Origin of the sequence: Nocardioides allogilvus (assembly GCF_003047285.1) — a bacterium.
GTDB classification, from domain to species: Bacteria; Actinomycetota; Actinomycetes; order Propionibacteriales; family Nocardioidaceae; genus Nocardioides; species Nocardioides allogilvus.
In genome coordinates, this window is the sequence record NZ_PZYX01000003.1 from 64,502 (window position 1) to 88,228 (window position 23,727).

Annotated in this window: 22 protein-coding genes; 9 read left to right on the forward strand and 13 right to left on the reverse strand. The window is 68.4% G+C overall.

Annotated features, from left to right (window positions below):
• Window positions 1–3: 3 nt before the first annotated feature.
• Window positions 4–1,164 carry a glycoside hydrolase family 16 protein gene (locus C9J87_RS06740; RefSeq protein WP_107705057.1) on the reverse strand — a complete coding sequence of 387 codons (1,161 nt, stop codon included), beginning with the start codon at window positions 1,162–1,164 and terminating at the stop codon, window positions 4–6.
• Here C9J87_RS06740 and C9J87_RS06745 point away from each other — a divergent pair.
• Genes C9J87_RS06745 through C9J87_RS06765 form a run of 5 tightly spaced genes read left to right on the forward strand, consistent with a single transcriptional unit; the run spans window position 1,163 to window position 6,635 of the window.
• Complete coding sequence (locus C9J87_RS06745) at window positions 1,163–2,311, forward strand: DegT/DnrJ/EryC1/StrS family aminotransferase (RefSeq protein WP_107705058.1); 1,149 nt, start codon at window positions 1,163–1,165, stop codon at window positions 2,309–2,311. The genes C9J87_RS06740 and C9J87_RS06745 overlap by 2 nt on opposite strands.
• Before the next feature lie 2 nt (window positions 2,312–2,313).
• Window positions 2,314–2,904 carry a sugar transferase gene (locus tag C9J87_RS06750; RefSeq protein WP_107705059.1) on the forward strand — a complete coding sequence of 197 codons (591 nt, stop codon included), beginning with the start codon at window positions 2,314–2,316 and terminating at the stop codon, window positions 2,902–2,904.
• Window positions 2,901–4,124 carry a glycosyltransferase family 4 protein gene (locus C9J87_RS06755; protein WP_107705060.1) on the forward strand — a complete coding sequence of 408 codons (1,224 nt, stop codon included), beginning with the start codon at window positions 2,901–2,903 and terminating at the stop codon, window positions 4,122–4,124. The genes C9J87_RS06750 and C9J87_RS06755 overlap by 4 nt, the downstream gene beginning before the upstream one ends.
• Window positions 4,121–5,452, forward strand: a complete 1,332-nt coding sequence (locus C9J87_RS06760) for a hypothetical protein (protein WP_107705061.1) — start codon at window positions 4,121–4,123, stop codon at window positions 5,450–5,452. The genes C9J87_RS06755 and C9J87_RS06760 overlap by 4 nt, the downstream gene beginning before the upstream one ends.
• 1 nt (window position 5,453) lies before the next feature.
• Window positions 5,454–6,635 (forward strand): glycosyltransferase family 4 protein, encoded by a 1,182-nt coding sequence (locus C9J87_RS06765; RefSeq protein ID WP_157953133.1) that lies wholly within the window; start codon window positions 5,454–5,456, stop codon window positions 6,633–6,635.
• Here C9J87_RS06765 and C9J87_RS06770 read toward each other — a convergent pair.
• Genes C9J87_RS06770 through C9J87_RS06805 form a run of 8 tightly spaced genes read right to left on the reverse strand, consistent with a single transcriptional unit; the run spans window position 6,622 to window position 13,764 of the window.
• Window positions 6,622–7,848: a polysaccharide biosynthesis protein gene (locus C9J87_RS06770; protein ID WP_107705063.1), complete on the reverse strand. Its 1,227-nt coding sequence runs from the start codon at window positions 7,846–7,848 to the stop codon at window positions 6,622–6,624. The two genes, C9J87_RS06765 and C9J87_RS06770, sit on opposite strands and share 14 nt — an antisense overlap.
• On the reverse strand, window positions 7,845–8,447 hold the full coding sequence (locus C9J87_RS06775) for an acyltransferase (protein WP_107705064.1): 603 nt from the start codon (window positions 8,445–8,447) through the stop codon (window positions 7,845–7,847). Before C9J87_RS06775 ends, C9J87_RS06770 begins: the two co-directional genes overlap by 4 nt.
• A gap of 6 nt (window positions 8,448–8,453) precedes the next feature.
• Window positions 8,454–9,134 carry a class I SAM-dependent methyltransferase gene (locus C9J87_RS06780; protein ID WP_107705065.1) on the reverse strand — a complete coding sequence of 227 codons (681 nt, stop codon included), beginning with the start codon at window positions 9,132–9,134 and terminating at the stop codon, window positions 8,454–8,456.
• A complete protein-coding gene (locus C9J87_RS06785; RefSeq protein WP_107705066.1) occupies window positions 9,127–10,422 on the reverse strand; it encodes a nucleotide sugar dehydrogenase in 1,296 nt (431 codons plus the stop codon). The genes C9J87_RS06780 and C9J87_RS06785 overlap by 8 nt, the downstream gene beginning before the upstream one ends.
• Before the next feature lie 13 nt (window positions 10,423–10,435).
• A complete protein-coding gene (locus tag C9J87_RS06790) occupies window positions 10,436–11,428 on the reverse strand; it encodes a Gfo/Idh/MocA family protein (protein ID WP_107705067.1) in 993 nt (330 codons plus the stop codon).
• A complete protein-coding gene (locus C9J87_RS06795; protein WP_107705068.1) occupies window positions 11,428–12,522 on the reverse strand; it encodes a DegT/DnrJ/EryC1/StrS family aminotransferase in 1,095 nt (364 codons plus the stop codon). Before C9J87_RS06795 ends, C9J87_RS06790 begins: the two co-directional genes overlap by 1 nt.
• Window positions 12,519–13,124, reverse strand: a complete 606-nt coding sequence (locus C9J87_RS06800) for an acyltransferase (protein ID WP_198652304.1) — start codon at window positions 13,122–13,124, stop codon at window positions 12,519–12,521. The genes C9J87_RS06795 and C9J87_RS06800 overlap by 4 nt, the downstream gene beginning before the upstream one ends.
• 1 nt (window position 13,125) lies before the next feature.
• Window positions 13,126–13,764, reverse strand: a complete 639-nt coding sequence (locus C9J87_RS06805; RefSeq protein WP_107705069.1) for a YveK family protein — start codon at window positions 13,762–13,764, stop codon at window positions 13,126–13,128.
• 357 nt (window positions 13,765–14,121) lie between these two features.
• Here C9J87_RS06805 and C9J87_RS06810 point away from each other — a divergent pair, with 357 nt between their 5' ends.
• Entirely contained in the window at window positions 14,122–15,336 is a 1,215-nt protein-coding gene (locus C9J87_RS06810) for an O-antigen ligase family protein (RefSeq protein WP_107705070.1), read from the forward strand.
• Here C9J87_RS06810 and C9J87_RS20175 read toward each other — a convergent pair.
• Window positions 15,324–17,117, reverse strand: a complete 1,794-nt coding sequence (locus C9J87_RS20175; RefSeq protein WP_107705071.1) for a polysaccharide biosynthesis protein — start codon at window positions 17,115–17,117, stop codon at window positions 15,324–15,326. The genes C9J87_RS06810 and C9J87_RS20175 overlap by 13 nt on opposite strands.
• 157 nt (window positions 17,118–17,274) lie before the next feature.
• Here C9J87_RS20175 and C9J87_RS06820 point away from each other — a divergent pair, with 157 nt between their 5' ends.
• Window positions 17,275–18,351: a glycosyltransferase family 2 protein gene (locus tag C9J87_RS06820; RefSeq protein ID WP_107705072.1), complete on the forward strand. Its 1,077-nt coding sequence runs from the start codon at window positions 17,275–17,277 to the stop codon at window positions 18,349–18,351.
• An 18-nt stretch (window positions 18,352–18,369) separates the two neighbouring features.
• Here C9J87_RS06820 and C9J87_RS06825 read toward each other — a convergent pair whose 3' ends face one another.
• Window positions 18,370–19,158 carry a glycosyltransferase gene (locus tag C9J87_RS06825; protein WP_198652295.1) on the reverse strand — a complete coding sequence of 263 codons (789 nt, stop codon included), beginning with the start codon at window positions 19,156–19,158 and terminating at the stop codon, window positions 18,370–18,372.
• Between the two features lie 25 nt (window positions 19,159–19,183).
• Here C9J87_RS06825 and C9J87_RS06830 point away from each other — a divergent pair, with 25 nt between their 5' ends.
• Window positions 19,184–20,794 carry a hypothetical protein gene (locus C9J87_RS06830; RefSeq protein ID WP_107705073.1) on the forward strand — a complete coding sequence of 537 codons (1,611 nt, stop codon included), beginning with the start codon at window positions 19,184–19,186 and terminating at the stop codon, window positions 20,792–20,794.
• 19 nt (window positions 20,795–20,813) lie between these two features.
• Here C9J87_RS06830 and C9J87_RS06835 read toward each other — a convergent pair whose 3' ends face one another.
• Window positions 20,814–22,205 (reverse strand): MFS transporter, encoded by a 1,392-nt coding sequence (locus C9J87_RS06835; RefSeq protein WP_107705074.1) that lies wholly within the window; start codon window positions 22,203–22,205, stop codon window positions 20,814–20,816.
• 26 nt (window positions 22,206–22,231) lie between these two features.
• Here C9J87_RS06835 and C9J87_RS06840 point away from each other — a divergent pair, with 26 nt between their 5' ends.
• Window positions 22,232–23,128 carry a GTP-binding protein LepA gene (locus C9J87_RS06840; protein ID WP_232819895.1) on the forward strand — a complete coding sequence of 299 codons (897 nt, stop codon included), beginning with the start codon at window positions 22,232–22,234 and terminating at the stop codon, window positions 23,126–23,128.
• On the opposite strand, the gene C9J87_RS06845 is transcribed toward C9J87_RS06840, so the two are convergent.
• Window positions 23,125–23,709: a TetR family transcriptional regulator gene (locus tag C9J87_RS06845; protein ID WP_107705075.1), complete on the reverse strand. Its 585-nt coding sequence runs from the start codon at window positions 23,707–23,709 to the stop codon at window positions 23,125–23,127. The genes C9J87_RS06840 and C9J87_RS06845 overlap by 4 nt on opposite strands.
• Window positions 23,710–23,727 lie beyond the last annotated feature (18 nt).

A 23,727-nucleotide genomic window follows, 5' to 3' on the forward strand; every position in this document is an offset into this window, starting at 1 on the left:
CACTTACAGCCAGACCCGCACCCAGTCGACGTACATGGTCCGGTCGTCCGCATCCACCGGCAGTCGGTCCCGGGTGGACAAGGTCGCCAGACCGATGACCATAGGGGCCAACGGACTCGAGCTCTCGACGCGGCGAATCGTCCGTCCGTCGACCTGGAAGGTGTAGTCCTCAGGGGTCCATACGACAGAATAGACGTGGAACTTGCCGTCGTTCGGCGCGTCCACGGGAGACATGAGCCGGCGCAAGGGCTGGACGGCGCCGTCGGTCACGCGGTTCACGGTGGTGGCAACGCGCGGAGCACTGTCGGTGCCCGCGGTCTCGGTGATCACCACGCCTTCGTGCTCGGCGTCCATCACCCACCGCTCACCGGGACTTGCGGGCTGCAGCCAGAACTGAGAGGTCACTCCGCGCGAACTTGGCAGCTTGATCCGAGCCGCCGACGTCCCGTAGGTGACAGGGGCACGGAACACGACGTGGCCGTTCAGGCGGGCCCGTTGTCCCGTACGTCGGCACGGCCGCCTCGGAGCCTCCTCGACACTCAAGGCCAGCTGGCCGTCCGCGAGCGTCATCGCCCGCCGGTCACTGAACGTGCAGGTCCCTCCGTCGTCCGGCTGCGGAACCATGAGCCACTCCGCGCTCAAGGTCTCGGCGTCGAACTCCTCGCCAACGTAGATGGGTTGCCCGTCCGTGACGGGGTCGACACCCACCACCTCGCGCGAGCCGTCCACGTCGGTCACGACCCGGCTGTAGGCCCCGTCGGAGGATTCGAGCCGGACGCGCCCCTGCGCATCGGTCGTGCCCTCATCCTCGGGTCGCCATCCCCCGTCGGACCACACGTCGAGGCGAACCGGATGACCCTCGGCTGCGCCGCGAACCTCGACCATCACGCCGTACCCCGCCGCTCCCGCCGGCGCGACATCATGGCCCGCACCGATCAACTGCGGCTCCGCACGTGCAGTGACGACCGTGCTGACGGGAAGTCCTGCCCAGATGGAGGCTGTCCAGGCGATCGCGAACAGGACGCCGGTGATGATCGGCGCCAGCAGGATCTTGCTGTCCCAACCAGTCACGCCGTCGATTCTCACCGATGCCAGGTTTTTCCCACGAACCCACGCGGCAAGTAGAGTGCGAGCGCTGTTGCTCCAACGGGGAAGGATCGTCATGGAGGCAATTCCATTCGCGCGCCCCGACGTGGGTGCCGCGGAGGCCGCCGCTGTCAGCGACGCGATCCTCTCGGGCTGGGTCACGACCGGCAAGATCAGCGCCGAGTTCGAGCAGGCCTTCGCCGAGCGGGTGGGCGCCAAGCACGCAGTGGCCGTGAACAGCGCCACCGCCGGGCTGCACCTCGCCCTGGAGGCGGCCGGGATCGGCCCCGGCGACGAGGTGCTGGTTCCGACCTGGACCTTCACCGCATCAGCAGAGGTGGTGCGCTACCTCGGCGCTGATCCCGTGCTGGTCGACGTCGACCCCGAGACGTTGGCGCTGGACCTCACGCTCGCGGAGAAGAAGCTCTCGGACCGCACCCGCGGCGTCATTCCCGTGCACTTCGCCGGCTTGCCGATGGACCCGCACGCACTTTCTGCGTTCGCGACCGCACATGACCTGGCCGTGATCGAGGACGCCGCACACGCGTTCCCCGCCTCGCACTCCGGCAGCACGGTCGGCGCCGGTCCGTCCGCCGCGACGGTCTTCAGCTTCTACGCCACCAAGACCATGACCACCGGCGAGGGCGGCATGGTGACCACCGACGACGAGGACCTCGCGCGCCGCGTGCGGGTCATGCGTCTGCACGGCATCGATCGTGACGTGCTCGACCGCTACACACGCGTCGGAGCATCGTGGCAGTACGACGTGGTGGCACCCGGTTTCAAGTACAACATGACCGACATCGCAGCCGCGATGGGACTCGTGCAGCTCGGGCGGGCCGAGTCGATGAGGCAGCGACGAGCCGACATCGCCGACCGCTACCACGAGGCGTTCGCGGACCTGCCGCTCCAGCTGCCCGCCGTCGCCGGCGAGGGCGTACAGCACTCGTGGCACCTCTACTCCGCACGGCTGCGCGACGCCCCCCTCGATCGCGACGCGTTCATCATGCGCATGCAGGAACAGGGTGTCGCCTGCAGCGTCCACTTCATTCCCCTGCACCAGCTGAAGTACTGGCGCGAGCGCTACGACCTGCGCGCCGAGGACTTCCCCGTCGCCTCCGACGCCTTCACCCGCGTGGTGAGCCTGCCCATCTCCTCGGCGCTGACCGACGACCAGGTCGATCGCGTCATCGCCGCCGTACGCACGACTCTCAAGGCATCCTGATCGTGCTCAAGCGCAGCATCGACGTCCTGGGGGCGGCCGTCGGGTCGATCCTGCTGTCGCCGCTCCTGCTCGTGATCGCTGCCCTGATCCGGGTGCGCGAGGGTGCGCCTGTGCTGTTCCGCCAGGAACGCGTCGGTCGCGACGGCCGGACATTTCGCATTCTGAAGTTCCGCACCATGCGCGTCAGCCAGCCGGGTGCGCCCGAGGTGACCGTCGCCGGCGACGAGCGCATCACCGACATCGGCCGGGTGCTGCGCCGCACCAAGCTCGACGAGCTGCCGCAGCTCTTCAACGTGCTCAAGGGCGACATGAGCCTGGTCGGACCTCGGCCCGAGGTCGAGCAGTACGTCGCCGACTGGCCCGAGGACGTCCGTCGGATCGTTTTGTCGGTGCGGCCTGGGATCACCGACCCGGCTTCCCTCGAACACTTCGACGAGGAGGCCCTGCTGGCGCAGTACGCCGATCCGATCGAGGCCTACCGGACCATCGTGACCCCGAAGAAGCTGGAGATGTACCAGCGCTACGTGGCAGCCCAGTCGTTGGCCGGCGACCTGAAGATCATCATCGCAACCGTGAGGAGGGCGTTCGCGTGACGACGCCACTGAAGGTCTGGCTGGTCAACCACTACGCCATCCCCGAGAGCGCCCCCGGCATCACCCGGCACGCGACCCTGGCGAGGCTGATGGAGGAGCGAAGCGACGTCCAGACGCTGATCATCTCCGGTCGCGGCCACTACTGGAACGTAGCCGAGGCCCGCGATGACAACTCGGAGCGATTCTCCTCCGTGCCCGTCGACGTCGCCCCGGCCAACGGCATCCGCCGCGTGCTGAACATGCTCCACTTCGCCCTGCGCGTGGTGACCAAGGCGCTGCGCACACCGCGCGGGCAGCGTCCGGACGTTGTCCTCGCCTCCAGCCCACACCTGTTCGGCGGTGTCGGCGGCTGGCTCGCGGCCCGCTGGTTCCGGGTCCCTTTCGTCCTCGAGGTCCGCGACCTCTGGCCGATGTCGTTGGTCGAGCTGCTCGGCCTGAAGGGCTGGCACCCGCTCGTCGTGGTGATGAAGGTGCTGGAGCGATTCCTCTATCGAGTCGCGGACGTCGTCTTCCTGGTGCTTCCCGGTAGTGAGACGCACGTGCGGGCGGTGGCCGGCCGCGAGGTGCGCACCGTGACCGTGCCCAACGGCGTCGACGTCTCCACCCTGCCGGAGCCCGGGGCCCCCCTGTCGCTCGCGGGCGGACCGATCAGCGTCGTCTACGCAGGCGCCCACGGCGTCCCCAATGCGCTGGACACGATGATCGACGCCTGGTCCATCATCGAGCGGCGAACGGACGCGCCCCCGATGACCCTGCGGCTGATCGGGGACGGCAAGGAGAAGCCCAACCTCCAGGCCCTGGTCGCCGAGCGAGGCCTGACGACCGTGTCGTTCGAGGACCCGGTGACGAAGTCCGAGGTGCGTGAGCGGATGCGGGACGCCGACATCCTCATCATCACCTGGCGCGACTCCCCTCTGTACGCCAACGGGATCAGCCCCAACAAGCTCTACGACTACATGGCGGCCGCCCGGCCCGTCGTGATCGCGGTCAACACCCCGATCAACCCTGTCGCCGAGTCCGATGGTGGAGTGTCGGTGCCGCCCGAGGACCCTGCCGCGCTCGTTGAGGGACTGATCGACCTCGCCGATGCATCACCCGAGGAACGCGCCCGCCTGGGGCGCCAGGGCATGGACTACGTCTTCGAGCACCACGACCTGGCCAAGGTCGCAGACCGGCTGGCTGGCGAGCTGCGAGCCGCGGTGGAGCGCGGTCGCAGATGACCGTCGTCGTCCTGGGAGCGGTCTTCCTGGTCCTCGTGGCCCTGCTGGCTGCGGCGACCCGCTCCTTCGACCATGTCGTCTCGCCCGTCACCTTGTTCGGTCTCGGACTGTTCCTCTACGTCGTGGCGATCCCGATGGAGGTCACGCTCACCGGCAACCGGAATCTCTCCCTGCGCAGCACCATCGTGATCCCGCAGGAGGTCGTGACACAAGTCGTTCCCCTGGCGTTCGTCGCGCTGATCGCCTTCGTGGTGGGATACCTCCTGATCGTGGACCGCACCCCGTTCACCCAGCCGACCTTCAGCCGCGCGGACATCGCCCACGCGCAGCGTGCACTGGGCCTGTGCGCTGCCTTGTCGGTGCTGGTCATGCTCGTGCTGTTCGGAGCGCAGCTGATCGCCACCCGCGACTACACGACGTCCTACACCCAGCGATACGAGAGCCCGTTGTACGCCGTCGGGCTCGCCATGATGCAAGTGCTGCTGGCGATGTACGGGTTCTCCCTCGCACGCTTCGGAAGGCACCCGTTCCGCGACGCCGTCGCCTTCGCCGGCCTGTTGTCCATGTGGGGGCTCTACTCCAACCAGAAGACACCCATCGTCCTCGCGGGACTGGTGGCGCTCGGCTACCTCACCACGCGAGTGCGCAAGCCATCAGCCCTGGCTGTCGGGACCTCCGTCATGGTGATGCCGGTCCTGCTGGCCGTGGCCGCCATCTCCTTCAGCACGTTCCGGGGAGGCGGCGTCCTGCAGCTCGCAGGTCGATCCGGCTACTTGACGACCATCGAACCCGCTGGACCGTTCGTGTCCATCGTGGACGAGATGCTTGACCGTGGGTCGAGCGCACCCGCATCAGGTTTCGGTGAGTCGGTCATCCAGGGACTCGTCGGCTGGGTACCACGGGCGGTCTGGTCCGACCGGCCCCTCGACATCGCTGAGCAGTTCGCGCGGACCCGGATCCCCGACTGGCAGCCCGGTGAGGGCTACGGGTACTCCCCCTTTGCCGAGGCCGTCCATCAAGGTGGACTCGCCGGCGTGGCCGCCTACTTCCTCCTCCTGGGCCTCGTCGTCGCACTCCTCCGCAATCTGTTGCTGCGCCGCCGCCACGATGGGTCGGCCCTCACGATCGTGGCCGAGAGCTTCTACCACGTAGTGGTCCTGCTGCTGCTGTTCACGCTGTTCCGGGGTCCCTTGCAGGCATTCGTCACCACCTTCGTGCAGTACTCCGTCGCGTTGGTGCTGGCGCTCGTCATGACCGCTCTTCTTCCGCGACTTCTCCAGGACTCGCATGCTGTTGGGTCCGATCCTGACCCGGTCGAGGTGTCCTGAGGTGCGGCTGCTCTACATCACCGCGTCCTATCCCTTCGGTGGAAGCGCCGAGTCGTTCCTGGAGCCCGAGCTGGCAGAGCTTGCGGCGCTCGGGGTCCGGATCGACGTCCTTCCGATGCGGCGTACTGGCGTGGCCCGCGCCCTGCCCCCCGGTGTCACGCTGAGGGCCGAGTCCCTCGCCGGGTCCGTCCGCACGACGCTGCGCCACCGGGCCCGAGGGACGGGAGCGTTGCTCCGTGTCCTACGGCAGTCCCCCCGTGTCCTTGCCCGCAACAGCGTGGTCATCCCCTTGGCGGTCGCTGTGGCGGCCTCGATTGCCGACGAGGAGCCCTATGACCACATCCATGCTCACTGGCTCAGCCACACCTCCACTTGCGCTCTGGCCATCTCCCACCTGACTGGCAGCCCATTCAGCATCACCGCCCATCGCTGGGACGTGTACGTCGAGAACCTGTTCCACGCGAAGGCTGAGCGGGCCGTGTTCATCAGGTTCATCGCGCGCGCCTGTCGGGCCGCGTTCGAGGAGCGAGTGGGCGAAGGCGCCGGCCGACTCGTCGACCTCCACATGGGGGTCGAGTCGAGCGAGAGGGTGGACGGGCCGCCGCCCCTCGGCCAAGAACGCGGGACCACACTCCGGCTCGTCACTGCCGGCAGCCTGCTGCCCGTCAAGGGTCAACGTCACCTGGTCGAGGCGATGAGCCTGCTGCGCGACCGGGGGTTCGATACGACTCTCGACTTGTACGGCGACGGGCCGCTGGCCCCCGAGCTGGCGGCCCAGGTGAGCGACCTCGCACTGGCGGACCGTGTCACCATGCACGGTGTCCGGCCGCGATCGGAGCTCGCGACCACCTATGCGGCCGGACAGTATGACGTGTTCGTGATGCCCAGCGTGGACCTGGGTGGAGGGGTCCACGAGGGTGTGCCGGTCTCCGTCATGGAGGCGATGTCGGCCGGGCTGGCCGTCGTGGCCACCGAGACCGGGGGCATCCCGGAGCTCGTCGTCGACGGGGTCACCGGACTCCTGGTGCCGGACAAGTCGGCCGCTGCACTCGCGGATGCGATCCAGCGTCTGTCCGACGACGAGCTGCGTAGCACCCTCGCGGCAGCCGGAACGCGACACGTGCGCACCGAGTTTGATGCAGCGACGGTCGCTGCTCAGCTGCTCGCGCTCATGCAGGGCTGAGCCTGCTGCGGCGAGCCGCCAGCAGGAGCATCGCGACCAGTGCGGCGTACTCGGCGATCGCGGTGATCACCGTCGCCCAGAGGACGATGTCGTCGATCATCCAGGCCAGCGGCATGAGGACGAACGGCGCCGCCAGCCGGATCCCCCACGCCACCGTGGCGACACTGGTGTCGCCGGTTGCCTGCAGCGCTGGCGCGATGATCCGCGTGGCTGCAAGCGGGAGGACAGCGAGCAGCAACGGCATCATCGCCACGGCCGCCGGCCGGTAGTCCGCGCCCAGCAGGAAGGTGAGAAGGGGTGTGATGACCGGTAGGAGCATGAGCGCCAACACCTGCATCACGACCGCCATCCGCAGGGATCTACTGATGAGCGGACGTCGACCCGCGCGTGTCAGTGTCTTGGTCCACCGGCTGTAGAGGACCGGCGCGATCATGGCGACCAGCAGGTTGGGACCGACGACCGCCAACGACGCGACGTTGAAGTGACCAATGTCGATCACGCGGGCGCCGAGACCCTGCATCACGGCGATGGTGGCGAAGATGGCGCCGCTCTGGAACAGTCCTTGCAGGAAGCTGTGGAAGGACTGCTTGCGCAAAGTCCCCCAGGCTGACCCGTCCACCGGTCGAGCCATCGGCAGCGCGCTGGATCGGTACAGCATCACCGCCGCGAGCGCCGCCAACAGGCTGGAGGCCGCGAAGCTCACCGCCAGGCTCCACCACCCCATTCCGACACCGACGATCGCCAGCGCCATCAAGGAGATCGGCGGGAATGCCGACAGCCAGGCGAATCCGGCACCGTCCGTCTGCGTGAGCACGATGCCGCGCAGGAGGGCGTAGAACGTCGTCGCCGCGACCGCGACGGCCAGCAGGCCAGCCGTGACCAGCACTCCCTGCTCGGCCAGTTCCGACCGGGTGCCGAGGTAGACCGCCGTGATCAGTCCGCCCAGGACCAGGAAGACAGGAATGCCGCGCGCGGACCATCTCGACAGGGTCGAGGTAGAGATGAGGCCCTTGTTGATCACGTACACGAAGCCACTCGGTAGCCCGAGGGTGAGCAACGCGACCTGGACGTCGACCAAGCTCTTGAAGACGGCGTACTCACCCTGCACCGCCGGGCCCGCGAGCCGCGCGAGCGCCGCGATCACCACGAACGAAGACGCTGCCCCCATCGTCTGGATGACGACATTGAGGATCAGGTTGCGTCGAGCGCTCATCGGCCCTCTCGAAGGCGCTTCACCCGAGCCGGGGCACCTGCCGCGATGGCGTTCGAGGGGATGTCGCCCAGCACCACCGAGTTGGCCCCGATCACCGCCCCGGCGCCGATCTGCGCCCCTGCGACCACAGCCACACCTCGACCGAGCCAGACGTCCGCGGCTATCGAGATGCGATCCGGCTCCATCGGCTGTGCGCGCATGGGAATCCCGTCGAGCGCCGTGCCGTGAGCGGCGTCGCGCACGGAGCAGTATTCGCCGATCAGAGCGTCATCACCGATGAAGACCTCGGCGACCGCACTCACGAAGACGCCTTGGGTGAGGGTCGCGCGCGAACCGATCACCAGGCGACCCCCGCGTGGACAGTCGATCGTGGTGTCCCTGCCGAGGTAGACGTCGTCGCCGAGGTCGATGCCTGAGTGCCAGCCCTGACGGACCCGCAAGCCCTTCTCGATCCGCAGTCGCCTGCCACAGCTACCGCCGACTGCCCTGATCGCAGCGCGGGCCAACCCTCCTCGGACACGTGACATGACCTTGGGGGCTGTGGTCGCGGCCCGGACCAGCGGGTCGCCGATCCTGGACAGGGGCGAGTCGGGGCTCACGACAGCTCAGGGCTTCTTGATCAGGACCAGGCGATGGCTCAGCAACGGGGGGACCGCCGAGAGCATCTTGTACGCCGCGGGCCACCTGCCCACGCGTCGGCCGATGGGCGGAGCCAAGGTGACCCGGCGAACCGTCGCGTCGCCGTCGGGGAACAGCTCGCGCAACTCCGGAACGGTCACCTTGCGCACGTCGGGGTTCTTCGGGTTGTTGACCGCAAAGTCGTAGGAGAGCACGGCGCCCCCAGAGGCGGTCGCGTCCCACATGACCTGGGCAACTTGGCGGCGCAGGTCGTCGTCCAGGATCGAGGACAGCGTCGTCGACTGCAGCACGATGTCGAAGGGCTGCTCGAAGGTCATCGCCGAGGCGTCACCCTCACGGATCGATGACGCGGCCGGCAGGTGCTGTCGAGCGGCTTCACACCGTTCCGGCAGGAGATCGACACCGTGCAGGTCAACAGGAGCGACCCCCCACATCAGGAAACGCAGCAGGTTCATCCCGGAGCCGCAACCCACCTCGAGCACGCGCAGTCCCTCGAAGCCCTGCGGCCGCAGTCCCACCACGAGGTGACGCATGACCGCGTCCCGCTGCTGCAGAGCGAAGAACGCGTCGTTGTGGTGCATGCCGTAGATCGAGCCAGTGGGCTCGCGGCGGGCATAGCGCGCCTTGATCTGGTCGAGCTCATCCATGACTGGCTCGTCCGATGGTGACCACGAGCTCCGCAGGCAGCGAGAGCGCGAGGGCAGGGCGGCCGTTGAGCACGAGCTGGACACCCGGGAGGTCAGCCTGGGTGACGTCGGAGTACGCCGCGTGGTCGGTCTGGATGATGGCCGCTTCGGTGGGCTCGCCCAGGTGATATGGGGTGAAGCCCAGGCCAGCGAGCTCATCGTCTGTGTACATCGGGTCGTGGACCGCCACGACGGCGCCGTGCTCCTCCAGCGACTTCACGACGTCGAAGACGCCACTGAACGCAGTCTCCTTCACGCCACCACGGTAGGCCGCCCCGAGTACGGCGACGCGCTTGCCGGTGAGAGCGCCCAGCCGATCGCCGAGTCGGCTGACGGCGTGGGCCGGCATGGCAGCGTTGGCCTCGCGCGCCGCTCGGACCACGGTCGCGCCGGGGTCGCCCGAGAGGTAGAGGCGCGGGTAGACCGGGATGCAGTGGCCGCCCACGGAGATCCCCGGCTGGTGCAGGTGGCTGTAAGGCTGCGAGTTGGATGCCGCGATCACCTCGTGGACATCGACACCGACCTGCTCGGCGAACACCGCGAACTGGTTGGCCAGACCGATGTTGACGTCCCGGTAGGTGGTCTCCGCGAGTTTCGCCATCTCGGCCGCCTCGGCCGAGCCCAGGTCCCAGACTCCGTTGCCGCGTGCGAGGTCCGGGCGCTCATCGAAGGTCAGCACCTGTTGGTAGAAGGCGACTGCCGCTGCGGCGCCCTCAGGACTGAGGGCACCGACCAGCTTCGGGTACTTGCGCAGGTCCTCGAAGACGCGGCCGGTCAACACGCGTTCCGGGGAGAAGACGACGTGGAACTCCGTCCCCTCGGTCATTCCGCTGCCGGCCTCGAGGGCCGGCTTCCAACGCGTCCGGGTGGTGCCGACGGGGAGCGTCGTCTCGTAGATGACAAGGGTGTCGCGCGTGAGGTTGGCCGCGATGTCGCGGGTGGAACCGTCCATCCAGCCGAAGTCGGGTTGCCCGTCGCGGTCGACGAAGAGCGGGACCACGACGACAACGACGTCGACCTGCGGGATCGCGTCGGCATAGCTGGTGGTGGCTGTCAGCCGGCCCGCGGGGACGAGGCGCGCGAGGTAGTCCTCGAGGTGCGCCTCACCGGGGAACGGGGCCCGGCCCTCGTTGATGGTCGCGACAGTGGGCTCGTGGACGTCGACGCCGATGACGTCGTGGCCGGCATCGGCGAACTGGGCCGCGAGCGGCAGCCCGATCTTTCCGAGTCCGATGACTGCGATCTTCACGTGGCTGCCCTCGCTAGCTTTCCAGGTCGACGGTACGGCGCTCGCGCGCTGACGTCAGGCACGCTTCGGCGACGCGCACCGTCGCCATACCTTCGCGCATGCTGACGACCTCGGCATCGCGGCCGAGAACGGCATCGCGGAAGTTCTCGTGCTGGACGCGCAGGGGCTCACGCTTGGGGAGGGCGAAGCGCGTCATGTCGCCTTCACTGACACCACGGAACGAGGCGACCTGGCTCCACTCGGTGGGCATGAGGCCGTTCTCGTGGAAGGTCAGGTCGCCGTGGAGGGTGTCGGCGACGAAGGCGCCGCGCTCGCCGGTGACCACCGTCAGACGCTCCTTCATCGGGGAGAGCCAGTTGACGAGGTGGCTGACCACGACGCCGTTGGCCATCGTGCCGGTGACGGAGATGAGGTCCTCGTGCTCACGGCCGCTCTTGTGCGCGGTGCTCGCCGAGACGCTGGCATACGGCGACTGGATGACCCATGCCGTGAGGTCGATGTCGTGCGTGGCGAGGTCCTTGACCACACCCACGTCCGCGATCCGGTTGGGGAACGGGCCCTGCCGACGAGTCGCCACCTGGTAGATGTCTCCGAGGTCACCGTTGGCCAGGCGCTTGCGCAGTGACAGGAGTGCAGGATTGCAGCGCTCGATGTGCCCGACCGCGTTGACCAGCCCGGCCTCCTCGAAGGCGGCGACGAGCTGCGCGCACTCCTCGCTGGTCGTCGCCAGCGGCTTCTCGATCAGCGTCGGCACACCGGCCGCAGCCAGCTTGAGGCCCGCGTCGAGGTGGAAGGCGGTGGGTACGGCGACGACGGCGAGCTCAATGCCGAGCTCGATCAGGGCCTCGACCGAGTCGACGACCTGGGCGCTGCCGGCGACCCGGTGGACGTCACCGGCGGGATCTGCGACGCCGACCAGATCGACGTCGTCGATCTCGTGCAGCACACGGGCGTGGTTGCGCCCCATCATGCCGAGGCCGAGCAGGCCTGCACGCAGTGTCGTCATCACGCACCTGCCTTCACAAGAGTGTTGACCGCTGTCACGATGCGCTCCAGATCAGCTTGGGAGACCGAGGGGTGGACCGGGAGCGAGAGGCACTCACGGGCTGCCTGCTCGGTGACCGGCAGGTCGTCGCTGGTGGCGAAGGGCGCCAGCCGGTGGTTGGGGATCGGGTAGAACATGCCCGAACCAACGGCGTACTCCTCGCGGAGCGCTGCGGCCAGGCCGTCACGATCCTCGGGCACCCGAACGGTGTACTGGTGGTAGACGTGCACGGCACCGTCGGTGACCGGAGGGGTGACGACACCCTCGAGGTTGTCCGACAAGAAGCGGGCATTGGCCTGACGGGTTGCCGTCCAAGCGTCGACCTTCGTGAGCTGCACCCGGCCGATGGCCGCGTGGATGTCGGTCATCCGGTTGTTGAGACCGACGACCTCGTTCTCGTACTGCCGCAGCATCCCTTGGTTGCGGTACAGCCGGATCAGTCGCTCTGTCTCGTCATCAGCCACCGACACCATGCCGCCCTCACCCGACGTCATGTTCTTGGTCGGGTAGAGCGAGAACATCGCGAACTGTCCGAAGGCACCGACCGGCGTGCCGTCGAGCGAGGCACCGTGGGCCTGGGCCGCGTCCTCGAAGACCGCGATGGAGTGCTTGTCGGCCAGGGCCGCGAAACCGGACATGTCGGCGGGATGACCGTAGAGGTGCACCGGCATGACGGCCTTGGTGCGCTCGGTGATCCTGGACTCGACGCTGGCCGGGTCGAGGCAGAAGGTGTCGAGATCGATGTCGGCGAAGACCGGCGTCGCGCCGGTCAGGGCCACCGAGTTGGCAGTCGCGGCGAAGGTGAACGACGGCACGATGACCTCGTCGCCGCGACCCACCCCGGACGCCAGGAGCCCGACGTGCAGGCCGGACGTGCCGGAGTTGACAGCCACGCACGCGCGGCCGAGACCGAAGTGCTCGGAGTACTCACGCTCGAACGCCTGGACCTCCGGTCCCTGCGCGATCATGCCGCTGCGCAGCACACGATCGACGGCCTCACGCTCCTCGTCACCGATCAGCGGCTTGGCGGGCGGGATGAATGCTGCTTCGGTCACGATTCCTCCAGCGCGAGGCCGTCGGGGGTCTCCCGATAGCGCTCGCTTGTCTCAGGGCAGGTCCAGAGTCCGGGTGCGGACTCCTCAAGGCGTCGGCCGGCGCGGCCGACCCAGCCGATGCGGGTCGCCGGCACACCGGCGACGAGTGCGTGGTCGGGGACGTCCTTGGTGACTACGGAGCCGGCGCCAACGAGCGCCCACCGGCCGATCCGCAGCGGGGCGACGCAGACCGAACGTGCACCGATCGCAGCACCGTCGCCAATGACCACCCCGACGGGTTCCCAGTCGGCCGCCGACTTCGGGCTGCCGTCGACGGAGACCGCACGAGGGTAAGTGTCGTTGGTGAGGACCACGGCGGGGCCGATGAACACTCCATGACCGAGGGCAGCGGGTTCGTAGACGAGGGCGTAGTTCTGCACCTTGCAGTTGTCGCCGAGTTCGACCCCGGCACCGATGTAGGCACCGCGTCCGATGACGCAGTCCTGGCCGAGGATCGCATCTTCGCGGACCTGGGCCAGGTGCCAGACGGTGGTGCCGTCGCCGAGCACGGCGTTCTCAGCCACATCCGCCGAGGGCTGCACGCGTGCTGTGTGGGTGCCCACGTCAGAGGTCACGCGCGTCCGCGGAGCTCGCCGCCGCCCGTGCAGCGCGCCGCTCACGCCGAAGCGTCTCGCGCAGCATGACGATGACGAGACCCAGACCGAGGCCAAGGATCAGCGAGAGCACGATGTTGGGCAGGTAGGAGCGAGGCGTCTCCCCGGGGACGTCCGCCTCATCGATGACGGTCACGCGGACCTGGGCCGAGGTGTTGTCGCCCACTGCCTCGAGGTCCTCGATGACACCCGGCACCACCTCTGCGTAAGCGGCGGCGACGTCGCGCACCCGCTCGGCGTCAGGGCCCGTGGCGGTGATGCGGATGACGACCGTGCCGGAGATGGCTTCGGCAACGACCGTTGCGTCGAGATCCCCGCCCAGTGCCTCTGCCACCTTGTCGGCGACGACGTCACCCGATGCGGCCGAGACATAGCTCGCGACACGCTGAGCAGCGATGGCGTTGCGCTGGTAGAGCTCTTCGGGATCATCGGTGTTCGCGCTCGTCGCGACGAACAGGTCGGTGCTGGAGGAGTAGACCGGGGTAGAGTTCAGCACCGGGATGAACGACAGCGTCACTGCTGCCACCAGAATCCCGAGGATGATCTTCCAGCCGCCCTTGAGGGCTGCGAGGTAGTCACTGAGCAGCACGAGTGTTCATTCCGATCGATCGAGGTCGGCTCGCAGTGTAGCCGTGGCGAGCCACGGCGCCGGTATCGGCCAGACCGGCCGCAGGGGCGGCGCCTGACCATGCGGACACCCTGGCTGCGGGTACGGTTCGCGCAGGGTTCGGTCCGGCCGGGCCGTGTCAGGCAAGGAAGCAGAGCGTCAGGTGCAGGTCACGTGAATTCGGCAGCGGGAACTGATCCCGCCGCCCCACCGACTCCCGATGAGGAGCCGGCCGGGCCGGTGGCCACGTCGTCGTCCCAACCTCGGTCCCTACGTCGGTTCGCCCCTGCGGGAACGCCCGCGCGAGCCGGGTCGTGGCGAGGCACCTTGTGGTCGCTGGTGCTGGCTCTGGACTTCTTCTTCGTCTCCTCACCCCTGGTCTTCGAACCAGTCTTCGACAACTCGCTGCGGCGTGCAGTGCTGTGCACGACCATTGCCTGCGTCCTGTCGCTTCCCTGGCTCCGCTTGCCACGCATCCCGTGGTCCGTGGCGGTCTTCCTCGCTTTCGCGTTCGCCTCGTGCTTCTGGTCGATCAACCAGGCTTTCACCGTGCACTTCTCGGGTCTCTATGTCGTCCTGGCTGTCCTCGGGGTCGTGGTCGCATGCAACGTCGAAACTCGCGCGCTCACCCACGGGGTGATGCTCGGGGCGGCGGTCGTCGTCGTCACGTCGATCTACGCGTTCTGGGCGAAGATGCCGGGCGCAGCGGTTCCACCCGGTTCGTCGGGATACCTGGCCGGGGTCGGCACCAACCGCAACATCCTCGCTTACGCGATGATCATCGCCTTCGCGCTTGCGGTGAGCTTCGTCCCGAGAAGCAGGGCACTGAGGGCCGGATGGACGGCAGCCCTGTTGCTGATCGTGTCGGGGATCATTTTGGCTGAATCGGCCACCGGAATCGCCGCACTCGCTGCGCTCAGCGCGATCGCCCTCGTGCTCGGCGCTCGCGACCATCTCGCGTCCCTGGGCAGGCAACCGGGGCGGAGGTACTGGCTCGGGATCGGTGCCATGTTGACGACCCTCAGCGCGGTGAGCATCGGGTGGTACGAATCCCTGCACCGTGACATCCAGCGCGACCTGTCCATCACCGGCCGTGTCCAGATCTGGGAAGCGGCCTGGAGCGCCAGTGCTATGAGGGTGCGGGTGATCGGTGACGGGTGGGGGAGCGTGTGGCCGCATCCGTGGCGTCCCGCGCCTCCCAATGGGGCGTTCGACGAGATCGTCCTGCGGGTGGGCCATACGGTCGCCCACGGTCACAACTCGGCCATGGATCTCGTGCCCGAGCTCGGCGTCGTCGGAGTGGGCCTGTTCGCGCTCGTGTACCTGCAGACGGTGGCACGTGCGCTGCGCCAACGGCGCGGACTGACCACTCCCGCCGCTCGGGAGCGAGGGCGCTTGGGGATCCTGGGCGTTGCCGGGCTGCTGCTGGCAGGAGTCACCGAGCCGATCTCCGTCGTCCCACTGGGCTTCTTCGTCGCCGTACTGATCGCCGCGCACCTCTACCCGGGCAGAACCGCCCAGTCCCCGCGCTCCGTCGACGCTCAGGTGTCCTGAGACACCCGGGGCGGTTCTTCGAGCTGCTCCGGATCGAGCATGGGCACCGCCACCGTTCGGATCATCGGGTGCTGGGTGCTGCGCGACTGCTCGTCATCACCGAAGAGCTGCTCGTGCAGCTTCTCTCCCTGTCGGAGCCCGGTGAAGACGATGTCGATGCTGCGTGCGCCGGACAGCTTGATCATGCGCTTGGCGACATCGAGGATCTTCACGGGCTCGCCCATCTCCAGCACCATGACGTCGCCGGGCCGACCGATCGCCCCGGCCTGCACGACCAGTTCGCATGCCTCGGGGATGGTCATGAAGTAGCGGGAGACATCCGGATGGGTCACCGTGATCGGTCCACCGGACTCGATCTGGGAATTGAACGTGTGCAGCATCGACCCTCGCGAACCGAGGACATTGCCGAACCGCACGCTGATGTAGGGCCGCTTGGTCTCTTGTGCCTGCCACGCGGTCAGCTGCTCGGCTGTCCGCTTGGTCACGCCGAGAACGCTGGTGGCGTCGGCCGCCTTGTCGGTGGAGATGTTGACGAAGTGTTCGACGTCGAACTCCGCCGCGAGCTTGAGCAGGTTCAGGGTGCCGAGAACATTGGTCTTCCAGCCCTCACCGGGGAATCGCTCCAACATCGGCAGGTGCTTGAGCGCGGCTGCGTGGAAGATGATCTGCGGCTCGTGCTCCTTGAAGACCTCTCGCAGGCTCTCCATGTCGCGGATGTCCACGAGCACCGTGTCCGGATTGTCGAGGAGACCTCGTCCGTAGACCGACAGCTGGACCGAGTGGAGGCCTGACTCGTCGCGGTCGAGCATGATGAGCGTGGTAGGACCGAACCGATGGACCTGTCGCGCCAGCTCAGAGCCGATGGAGCCACCAGCGCCGGTGATCAGCACGCGCTTGCCGGTGAGATAACCCGCGATGGCGCTCAGGTCGGTCTCGACCTGGTGCCGGCCCAGCACGTCCCCGATCTCCACGCGACGGATGTCGGTGGCACCGACCTTTCCGCCGATCAGGTCGTTGACTCGGGGCAGCACGAAGAAGTCCAGCCCGGAATGCTGTGCCTGCTCCTGGACTCGGCCGATGAGGGCACCGCTCGCATTCGGCACCGCGAAGATGACGCCCTGGGCCGCGCGCTCACTGGCCACGTCCGCCATGGAGAGTCCGCCACCGAGGACCGGGATGCCCTGGATACGGAGGTGGCGCTTGCCGGGGTTGTCGTCGAGGTAACCCACGACACGGAACGACAGGTCGGACTGGGTGCGAACAAGGTTGGCGACCTGGCGACCTGCCTCACCGGCGCCGTACACGAGGACGTTGGTGACCTCGCCGCGGACACCGTCGCTGGAACGGTCCCGGAAGGCGCGGTAGAGCCAGCGCGTGGCGGCGCAGAGCAAGAGGGCCACCGGCGGCACCAGCACGGGGATGCTGCGCGGGAGTCCCGGATAGATCACCGGTGAGAGGACGAGGGCGAGGGCGGCGACGGTGCCGACGTGCAGCGCGAGGCCCAGCGCCTCATCGAACGAGCCCACGAGGAAACGGCCGCGGTAGAACTTCGACGCGTAGCCCGTCGCGATCAGCAGGATTCCGACGACGATCCAGTAGCGGATCACCGATGCCGACTCGACTTCGGTGATCGCGAAGTCCAGGCGGATGCCGATGATCAGGCCGAGGGCGACAGTCCACGCCAGCACGTCGAGGCCGGCCAGCGCTCCCCTGCGTACCCATGCCGTGTCGAAGGCCGACCGCGGGAACGACCCACGCACCTCGGTGATCTGCGTGTTCAATGTTCCCCCGACTGGATGCTTGATCAGATTGCCCGTCGATGGTAGCGCCAGCGCGGGGCTGCCCCGAAGTCACCGACCCGACGACGCGGTCACTGCTCGGTCGCCGGTTGTGGCGATATCGTGCACCATCACCTTCCGAAGCCCCTGAGTGGAGAACATGTCTCGCACTGTTGCCGGCGCCGGCTCGACTGTTCGCGCGACAAGCCTCGACGAGGTGCTCGCGCGCGCCGGGGTCGAGGCGCGGCCCTTCGCCGAGGGCGAGTGCTTCCTCACGGTCGTCATGCGCACGCAGGGTCGCCGGATCCCGTGCCTGGCGGAGTCCCTGGGAAGCCTGGCCGAGCAGACCGACCGGGACTTCGAGGTCGTCCTGGTCCGCCACCGCGCCGCGAGCACGGTCACGGCCCCGGTCGACGCTGTCGTGGCTGCGCAGCCCGAGTGGCTGCGCGCCAAAATCCGCGTGCTCGACCTCGACACCGGCGCCCGCGGAGCCCCGCTCAACCTCGGCTTCGAGGCGGCGCGCGGCAGCTACATCGTGATCCTCGATGACGACGACGTCGTGCTGCCCGCGTGGGTGGCGACCTTCCGGCAGCTGCACGACGAACTGCCCGGGCGTGCCCTGCGGGCTGTCGCATTGCGCCAGGACGTCGAGCCGATGACGAAGGACGGACAGACGGGTGCCGCACCGGTCGGCGAGCCCTACGCGCACTGGCCGGCCCAGTTCCACCTGCTCGACCACCTGTTGATGAACAACACGCCTCCGATGACGATCGCCTTCCCCCGAGCCGTTTTCCACGACCTCGGGGAACGCTTCGACGAGGAGCTCGACACCACGGAGGACTGGGACTTCCTGCTGCGCGCGGTCACCCTCGTCGGTGTCGCCGAGACCACCACCGTCACGGCCCTCTACCGCTGGTGGCTGGCGGACCAGTCGTCGCACCACCTCCACGACGACGCGCACTGGGCCCGCAACCACGACCTGGTCCAGCGCCGGCTCGACGACCGGGTGCTGCTGCTTCCCCACGGCACGGTCAAGCGGCTCCAGGAGCTGGTCGAGCTGCCGCGCATCGTGATCACCGAGGTGACCGAGGAGCGTGACCGGCTGGCGGCCACCAACGCCAGGCTCGAGGCACAGGTCGCCAGGTTGAAGAAGAAACTGGAGCGCAACCGCCGTCGGCTCCAGCAGGCCCCACCCGCCACGGACAAGCCACGGCTGTTCGGCCGCAAGCGCGGCTGATCAGGACGGACGAAACCGTCACCGCGAGGCCGCGCGAAGCGATTCTCGCCGGCGACGCAGCTGGAGCAGTCCAATGAACATCTGCCACGCGTCGCGAAGGGAAACCGTCGAGGCACGTCGCGTCGTCAGGTCGAGCTCCACAGGGAGCTCGGTGACGGGCACCGTCTGGAGCGTGGCGGCGTACAAGAGCTCCGTGGAGAAGAGGTAGCCGCCCTCCTTCAAGTGCGGCAGCTGTGCGAGCAGCCATGGACGCGGCGCGAACACCGTTCCCTGGGTGTCCCCGATGTGCATGTCCAGGACGACACGCCTCTCCAACGAAAAGACGGACGTCATCAGGGAACGAAGCAAGGATCGCCTGACTCGTGAGTGCGGGTGTGCCTTCGACCCGATGAAGACCTGCTCTGCGCCCGGACCCCCAGCGACCGTCCAGGAAGAAACGTCGCTCACACCGAAGGGGAGGTCATCCGCCGTCAACAGGACGGTGCTACCGCGGGCCGCCCTAATGCCGGCTGCATACGCCCGCCCGAGGCCAGTCTCCGAGCAGATGACCCGGACACGGTCGGGATGCTTGGCAGCCAGCCGGCGCGCTGTCGCCAAGGTGTCGTCGGTCGAACCGTTCTCGACGATCACGACCTCGGTCGACAGATCCGGCCATGCCGTGGTCAAGGTCCGCACTGAGTGCGCCAGCGCAGATCCGGAATTGTGGGCGGGCACCACGACGGTGAGTGTCGGCTCCCCGGTCACGCCGTCGGTCGAGCCAACCATCACGCTGTCCCCTCCACCACCCTCGGACGACGCCTCGCGCACCGATGCCGGCTGCTAGGTTACCGACGTGGGAGACGGTGTCCGCTCGAGCCGATCCACCCGGGCATTCGCCCTGCAGCTTTGCGAGATCGGCCTCGTCCTCGCATTGGTGGGGTTCTGGGCACTCGAGTACAGCAGGGTGATCCTGCAGAGCGACGACCTTCTCAACGCCGGGCTTGCCGGCCGGCCCGACGCACGGATGTCGGTGAGCGAGTGGTGGCAGCTGTATCGCCACGACTACCTCCAAGTGAACGGCCGTTTCACCGATGCCGCCGTGCGAGTGGTGCTGCAGGGCGGACGCACTGCGTGGGCCGTGGTCGGCCCCGTCCTGATGGCTGCGCTGGTGATCGGTGGTTGTGCCTGGATCACCGGTCGTGTCCCCGGTTGGCGGCGACATACGTCGAAAGCTGACTACGCGGTCCTGGCGGTCCTCGGGCTGTGCGCCGCCCTCCCGCTGTCGATCATCGCGTTGCGACCCGCTGCCGCGGGCGACGGAATCTTCTGGCTGTCCGCCGCACTCACCCATCTCGGCTCCGCCGTGTGCATCCTGGTCGGCGGTTGGCCCTTCCTCGCCAAGGTGAGCGGACGACCGGCCCCCACCGCGATGCTGTGGATCGCACCTCCGTTCGTCGTGCTGGCCAACATCAGTCAAGAGACCGCCTCGGTGACCATGCTCGCAACCATCGCGAGCTGCTGGCTTCTTTTGAAGGGACGGGTGAGTCGATATCTAGGGCTGCTCAGCGCGGCCTCGGTCGCCGCCTTCGCCTACCACGTACTGTCGCCCGGTCTCCTCGGAAGGGCCACTGCGTTCCAGGCGCAGGCCGCCGACACGCTGCCCCTTGTCCAGCAGCTGCTGCACCGTGGAGTCGTGTCGGCCCAGATCTGGCTCATGATGGGTGCCGTAGGACTGGTGGGTGTCACGGTCGTTGCGACCGCGCTGCTGTGGGTCGGGGTGCGCCGCGCATTGGTGCCTCGACTGACCGCCATCCCACTATCGGCACTGGCCATTCTCGTCTTGGTCGCCACATGGACGGTCGGACCATGGAGCGATACCTTCGAGGTCATCCCGCGCGAAGCGTTCACCGGGGACGAGATCGGCGAGGCGGCCGCCTTGGCGGGCGTCCTCGTCGGTGCCTGCGTCTTCGGACTCGCTGCCACCTACCTTCTACGGGGCCTGGTCGGGCCGGTCCCGTTCGTGCTCGTGACCGGGGGCGCGGCAGCCCTCGCCGTACCCACGGCGCTGGGCATCACCGGCGAACGCGCCTACATGATCTCTTCGCTGTGGTGGGGCTTCGCCGCGGTCTGCCTCCTCCGCGCCGGAGCACGGATGCTGGGACCGGCCGCTACCCCCGTCATGGGAGTGGTGGCGCTCGGCATGCTGGTTGCCCTGGTCCCCACGGCTCGTGAGATCAACCTGGCAATGACGCAGAACTTCGTGACCTGGCAGGCCACCGATGCTCAGATCGCCGCAGCGCTCGACGGGAACGGCGAGACGGTCACTGTCGGGCCGTTCCCCTACCCCGACTACATGTGTTGGGCAGCGTTCGACGAGCCGCGGTACGGCGACTACTTCCGTCTCTACTACGACCTTCCGTCCGATGTCGCGGTCGAGTTCCGCCCATCCCCTGCGGGATCCTGACCGCCGCAAGCGCGGCTGATCAGGCCGGCAGCCGCTTCGGGATCGTCAGCCAGGACACGACGCCCCCGAGCGCGAGCAGCGCAGCACACGCCAGCATGGCGTTCGGGTACGCCGATGCGAAGACGCGCGGATCGGCGTACTCGTCCCCGGACAACCCGACCGCGGTCGGCAGGGCCGCGACGGCCATCAGGGAGCCGGCGCGTGCGACGGCGTTGTTGATCCCGCTGGCGATGCCGGCCTTGTCATCGGGGGCCGCGGCCAGCACCGTGGCGGTCAGCGGCGCGACCATCAGCGCCAGGCCGAGGCCGAAGACGGTGACGCCCGGGAGGATGTGCAGCCAGTAGCTGGACTGCGCGTCGACGCCCACGACGAGGACCGTGCCGAGCGCCATCACCAGCGGTCCGACGCTCATCGGGATGCGCGGGCCGATGCGGGTGCCGAGCGCTCCCCCCTTCGCCGCCAGGAAGAGCATGCACAGGGTGATCGGCATGGTCGCCAGGCCGGCCTGGAGCGCGCTGTAGCCGGTGACGGTCTGCAGCTGCAGGACGAGGAAGAACGACATCGCGCCGAGGGCTGCGTAGACCAGCAGGGTCATCGCGTTGGAGGCGCTGAAGGTGCGGTCGCGGTAGAGGCCCAGCGGCATCATCGGCTGGGGCTCGCTGCGCTCCAGGAGCAGGAAGGCGACGGCGGCGATCAGGCCGGCCGCGCCGGCCCAGACCGCGCCACCGCTGCCCCAGTCGATCAGGGCGTAGGTGATGCCGCCCAGCGCCAGCGAGGCGAGCACCGCACCCATCACGTCGAAGGAGCCGGTCGCCGTGGGGTCGCGGGTCTCCGGCACCGAGCGCCACGCGATCACGACGGTCACGACCGCGATCGGGAGGTTGATCAGGAAGATCCAGCGCCAGGACGCGTGGTCGACGAGCACGCCGCCGACGAAGGGGCCGATCGCCGCGGCCACGCCGCCCAGGCCCGACCAGGCACCGATGGCCCGGGCACGGTCCCCGGGCACGAACGCGCCCTGGATCATCGCCAGGCTGCCCGGCGTCAGCAGCGCACCCCCAACCCCCTGCAGGATCCGGGCCACGATCAGGGTCTCCGCGTTGGGCGCGAGACCGCACAGCGCGCTCGCCAACGCGAACCAGATGGTGCCGACGACGAACATCCGGCGGCGGCCAAGCCGGTCGCCGAGCGAGCCGCCGAGCAGGATCAGCGCGGCCAGCGAGACGAGGTAGCCGTTGTTGATCCACTGCAGCTGCGCGAGGGAGGCGTCGAGGTCCTCACCGATGGTGCGCAGTGCGACGTTGACCACGCTGCCGTCCAACCAGGTCATGCCGGAACCGAGCACAGCGGCCGCAATGATGGACCGGCCGCCCGGCGTACCCATCCGTTGGCCCGCGGGCGACGAAGTCATCACGTGCTTGAGAATAGAATGACACCGTGACTCGCCCCCGCCTGCTCGAGGCCCGACTCGCGGAGCACGTCGAGAAGCTCGGCGCCGAGCACCCCCCGATCGATCTCGCGAGCGTCGACTACACCGTCCGCGACCCCAACACGTTCTCCGCCCGGTTCGGCCACGTCCTCGACTACATGGCGCGCGTCGAGCTCGAGGTCGACCGCAACGTGCTCGAGCTGATGACGATGCTGCCCGACCCGCCAGAGGTGGACCGCCGGTTCTACGCCGACGTCTGGCAGCCGCAGGAGATCCGGCACGGCCTGATCCTCGACGAGCTGCAGACGCGCGTCGGCCGGCCACCGGCCACCCCCGACACCGACTCGGTCTCGGCGAAGATCAAGGTGCTCGGCGCGCTGGGGCGCATCGACAAGCTCCAGGACGTCACCCGGATGCTCTACTACCTCACCGGCATGGCCACCGAGCGCTCCGCGGTGCTGGCCTACAACCTGCTCCACGACGGTGTCCGCGAGCTCGGCGAGACCGCGGTCAGCGACACCATCGTCGCGCCGATCCGCCGCCAGGAGCCGGGCCACTACGCCTTCTACAAGATGTCGGCGCAGGGCCTCGCCTCGCAGCTGGCTCCCTGGCAGCGTTGGCTCGTACGCCGCCTGCGGACCATCTCCTTCTCGCCGGTGGGCGTCAACAACCCCGAGCAGCTCGCCGACTTCGGCGACCTGATGCTCACGCTCGGCATCCCCGACGACCTGGACAGCTTCGCCGAGACGATCGCCCGGGTCGAACGCGAGCTCCTCTGGGCCGAGGAGAAGGGGCTGCGGGTGCCGCCCTACATCGTGGCCGGCTTCCGCTCGGCCGTCGAGGCTGCGCAGGCCCGGTCGGGCGAGCGGAGCCTGGAGCCCCGCGTGGAGCGCCGCAGCGCCTAGCCCTCGAGGACGCGGCGGGCGACGAAGCCGAGGCTGGCGGCGGTGCGGGCCGGGGTGCCGCTGGGCTGCATGACGTGGCTGAGCACGACCCGGACGACCATGTCGATGGCCCCGTCGAGCTCGCGCTGCGTCAGGTCCGGGCGGTAGGCGCCGACGCGCTCGCCGACCACGGCCTTGGCCAGCTCGAGCAGCTGGGTGGAGTGGGTGGTCAGCAACGGCAGCAGCTCGGTGTCGGCGCCGTGCGTCGCCGAGACCACCGCGCGCAGCAGGGTGTTGTCCTGGGCGAGCTCCAACACGCCCAGGATCGCCGCCTCCACCGCCTCGGGGAGGTCGTCGGGGTGGGTGTCGAAGGCATGCGTGACGACGGCCAGGAAGTTCTCGAGCTCGGCGAGGATCATCGCCTCGGCGAGCGCGTTCTTGGTGCCGATCTCGTTGTAGACCGTCTGCCGACTGACGCCGACCGACTGGGCCAGCCGCGACATCGTCACGTGGGCCCAGCCCTCGGTGGTCGTCATCTCGACGGCAGCCGCCACCATGCGCTGACGCAGCGTCGCAACCTCGAGACCACTCGGAACGGCCATGCGGAGAAGTGTAGGGAC

Bases quoted from the DNA above. Each gene is read 5' to 3' on its own strand.
- C9J87_RS06760 (WP_107705061.1), top strand. From the start codon at position 4,121: ATGACCGTCGTCGTCCTGGGAGCGGTCTTCCTGGTCCTCGTGGCCCTG.
- C9J87_RS06780 (WP_107705065.1), bottom strand. From the start codon at position 9,134: ATGGATGAGCTCGACCAGATCAAGGCGCGCTATGCCCGCCGCGAGCCC.
- C9J87_RS06740 (WP_107705057.1), bottom strand. From the start codon at position 1,164: ATGACGATCCTTCCCCGTTGGAGCAACAGCGCTCGCACTCTACTTGCC.
- C9J87_RS06820 (WP_107705072.1), top strand. From the start codon at position 17,275: ATGTCTCGCACTGTTGCCGGCGCCGGCTCGACTGTTCGCGCGACAAGC.
- C9J87_RS06835 (WP_107705074.1), bottom strand. From the start codon at position 22,205: ATGACTTCGTCGCCCGCGGGCCAACGGATGGGTACGCCGGGCGGCCGG.
- C9J87_RS06770 (WP_107705063.1), bottom strand. From the start codon at position 7,848: ATGAGCGCTCGACGCAACCTGATCCTCAATGTCGTCATCCAGACGATG.
- C9J87_RS06845 (WP_107705075.1), bottom strand. From the start codon at position 23,709: ATGGCCGTTCCGAGTGGTCTCGAGGTTGCGACGCTGCGTCAGCGCATG.
- C9J87_RS06745 (WP_107705058.1), top strand. From the start codon at position 1,163: ATGGAGGCAATTCCATTCGCGCGCCCCGACGTGGGTGCCGCGGAGGCC.
- C9J87_RS06790 (WP_107705067.1), bottom strand. From the start codon at position 11,428: ATGACGACACTGCGTGCAGGCCTGCTCGGCCTCGGCATGATGGGGCGC.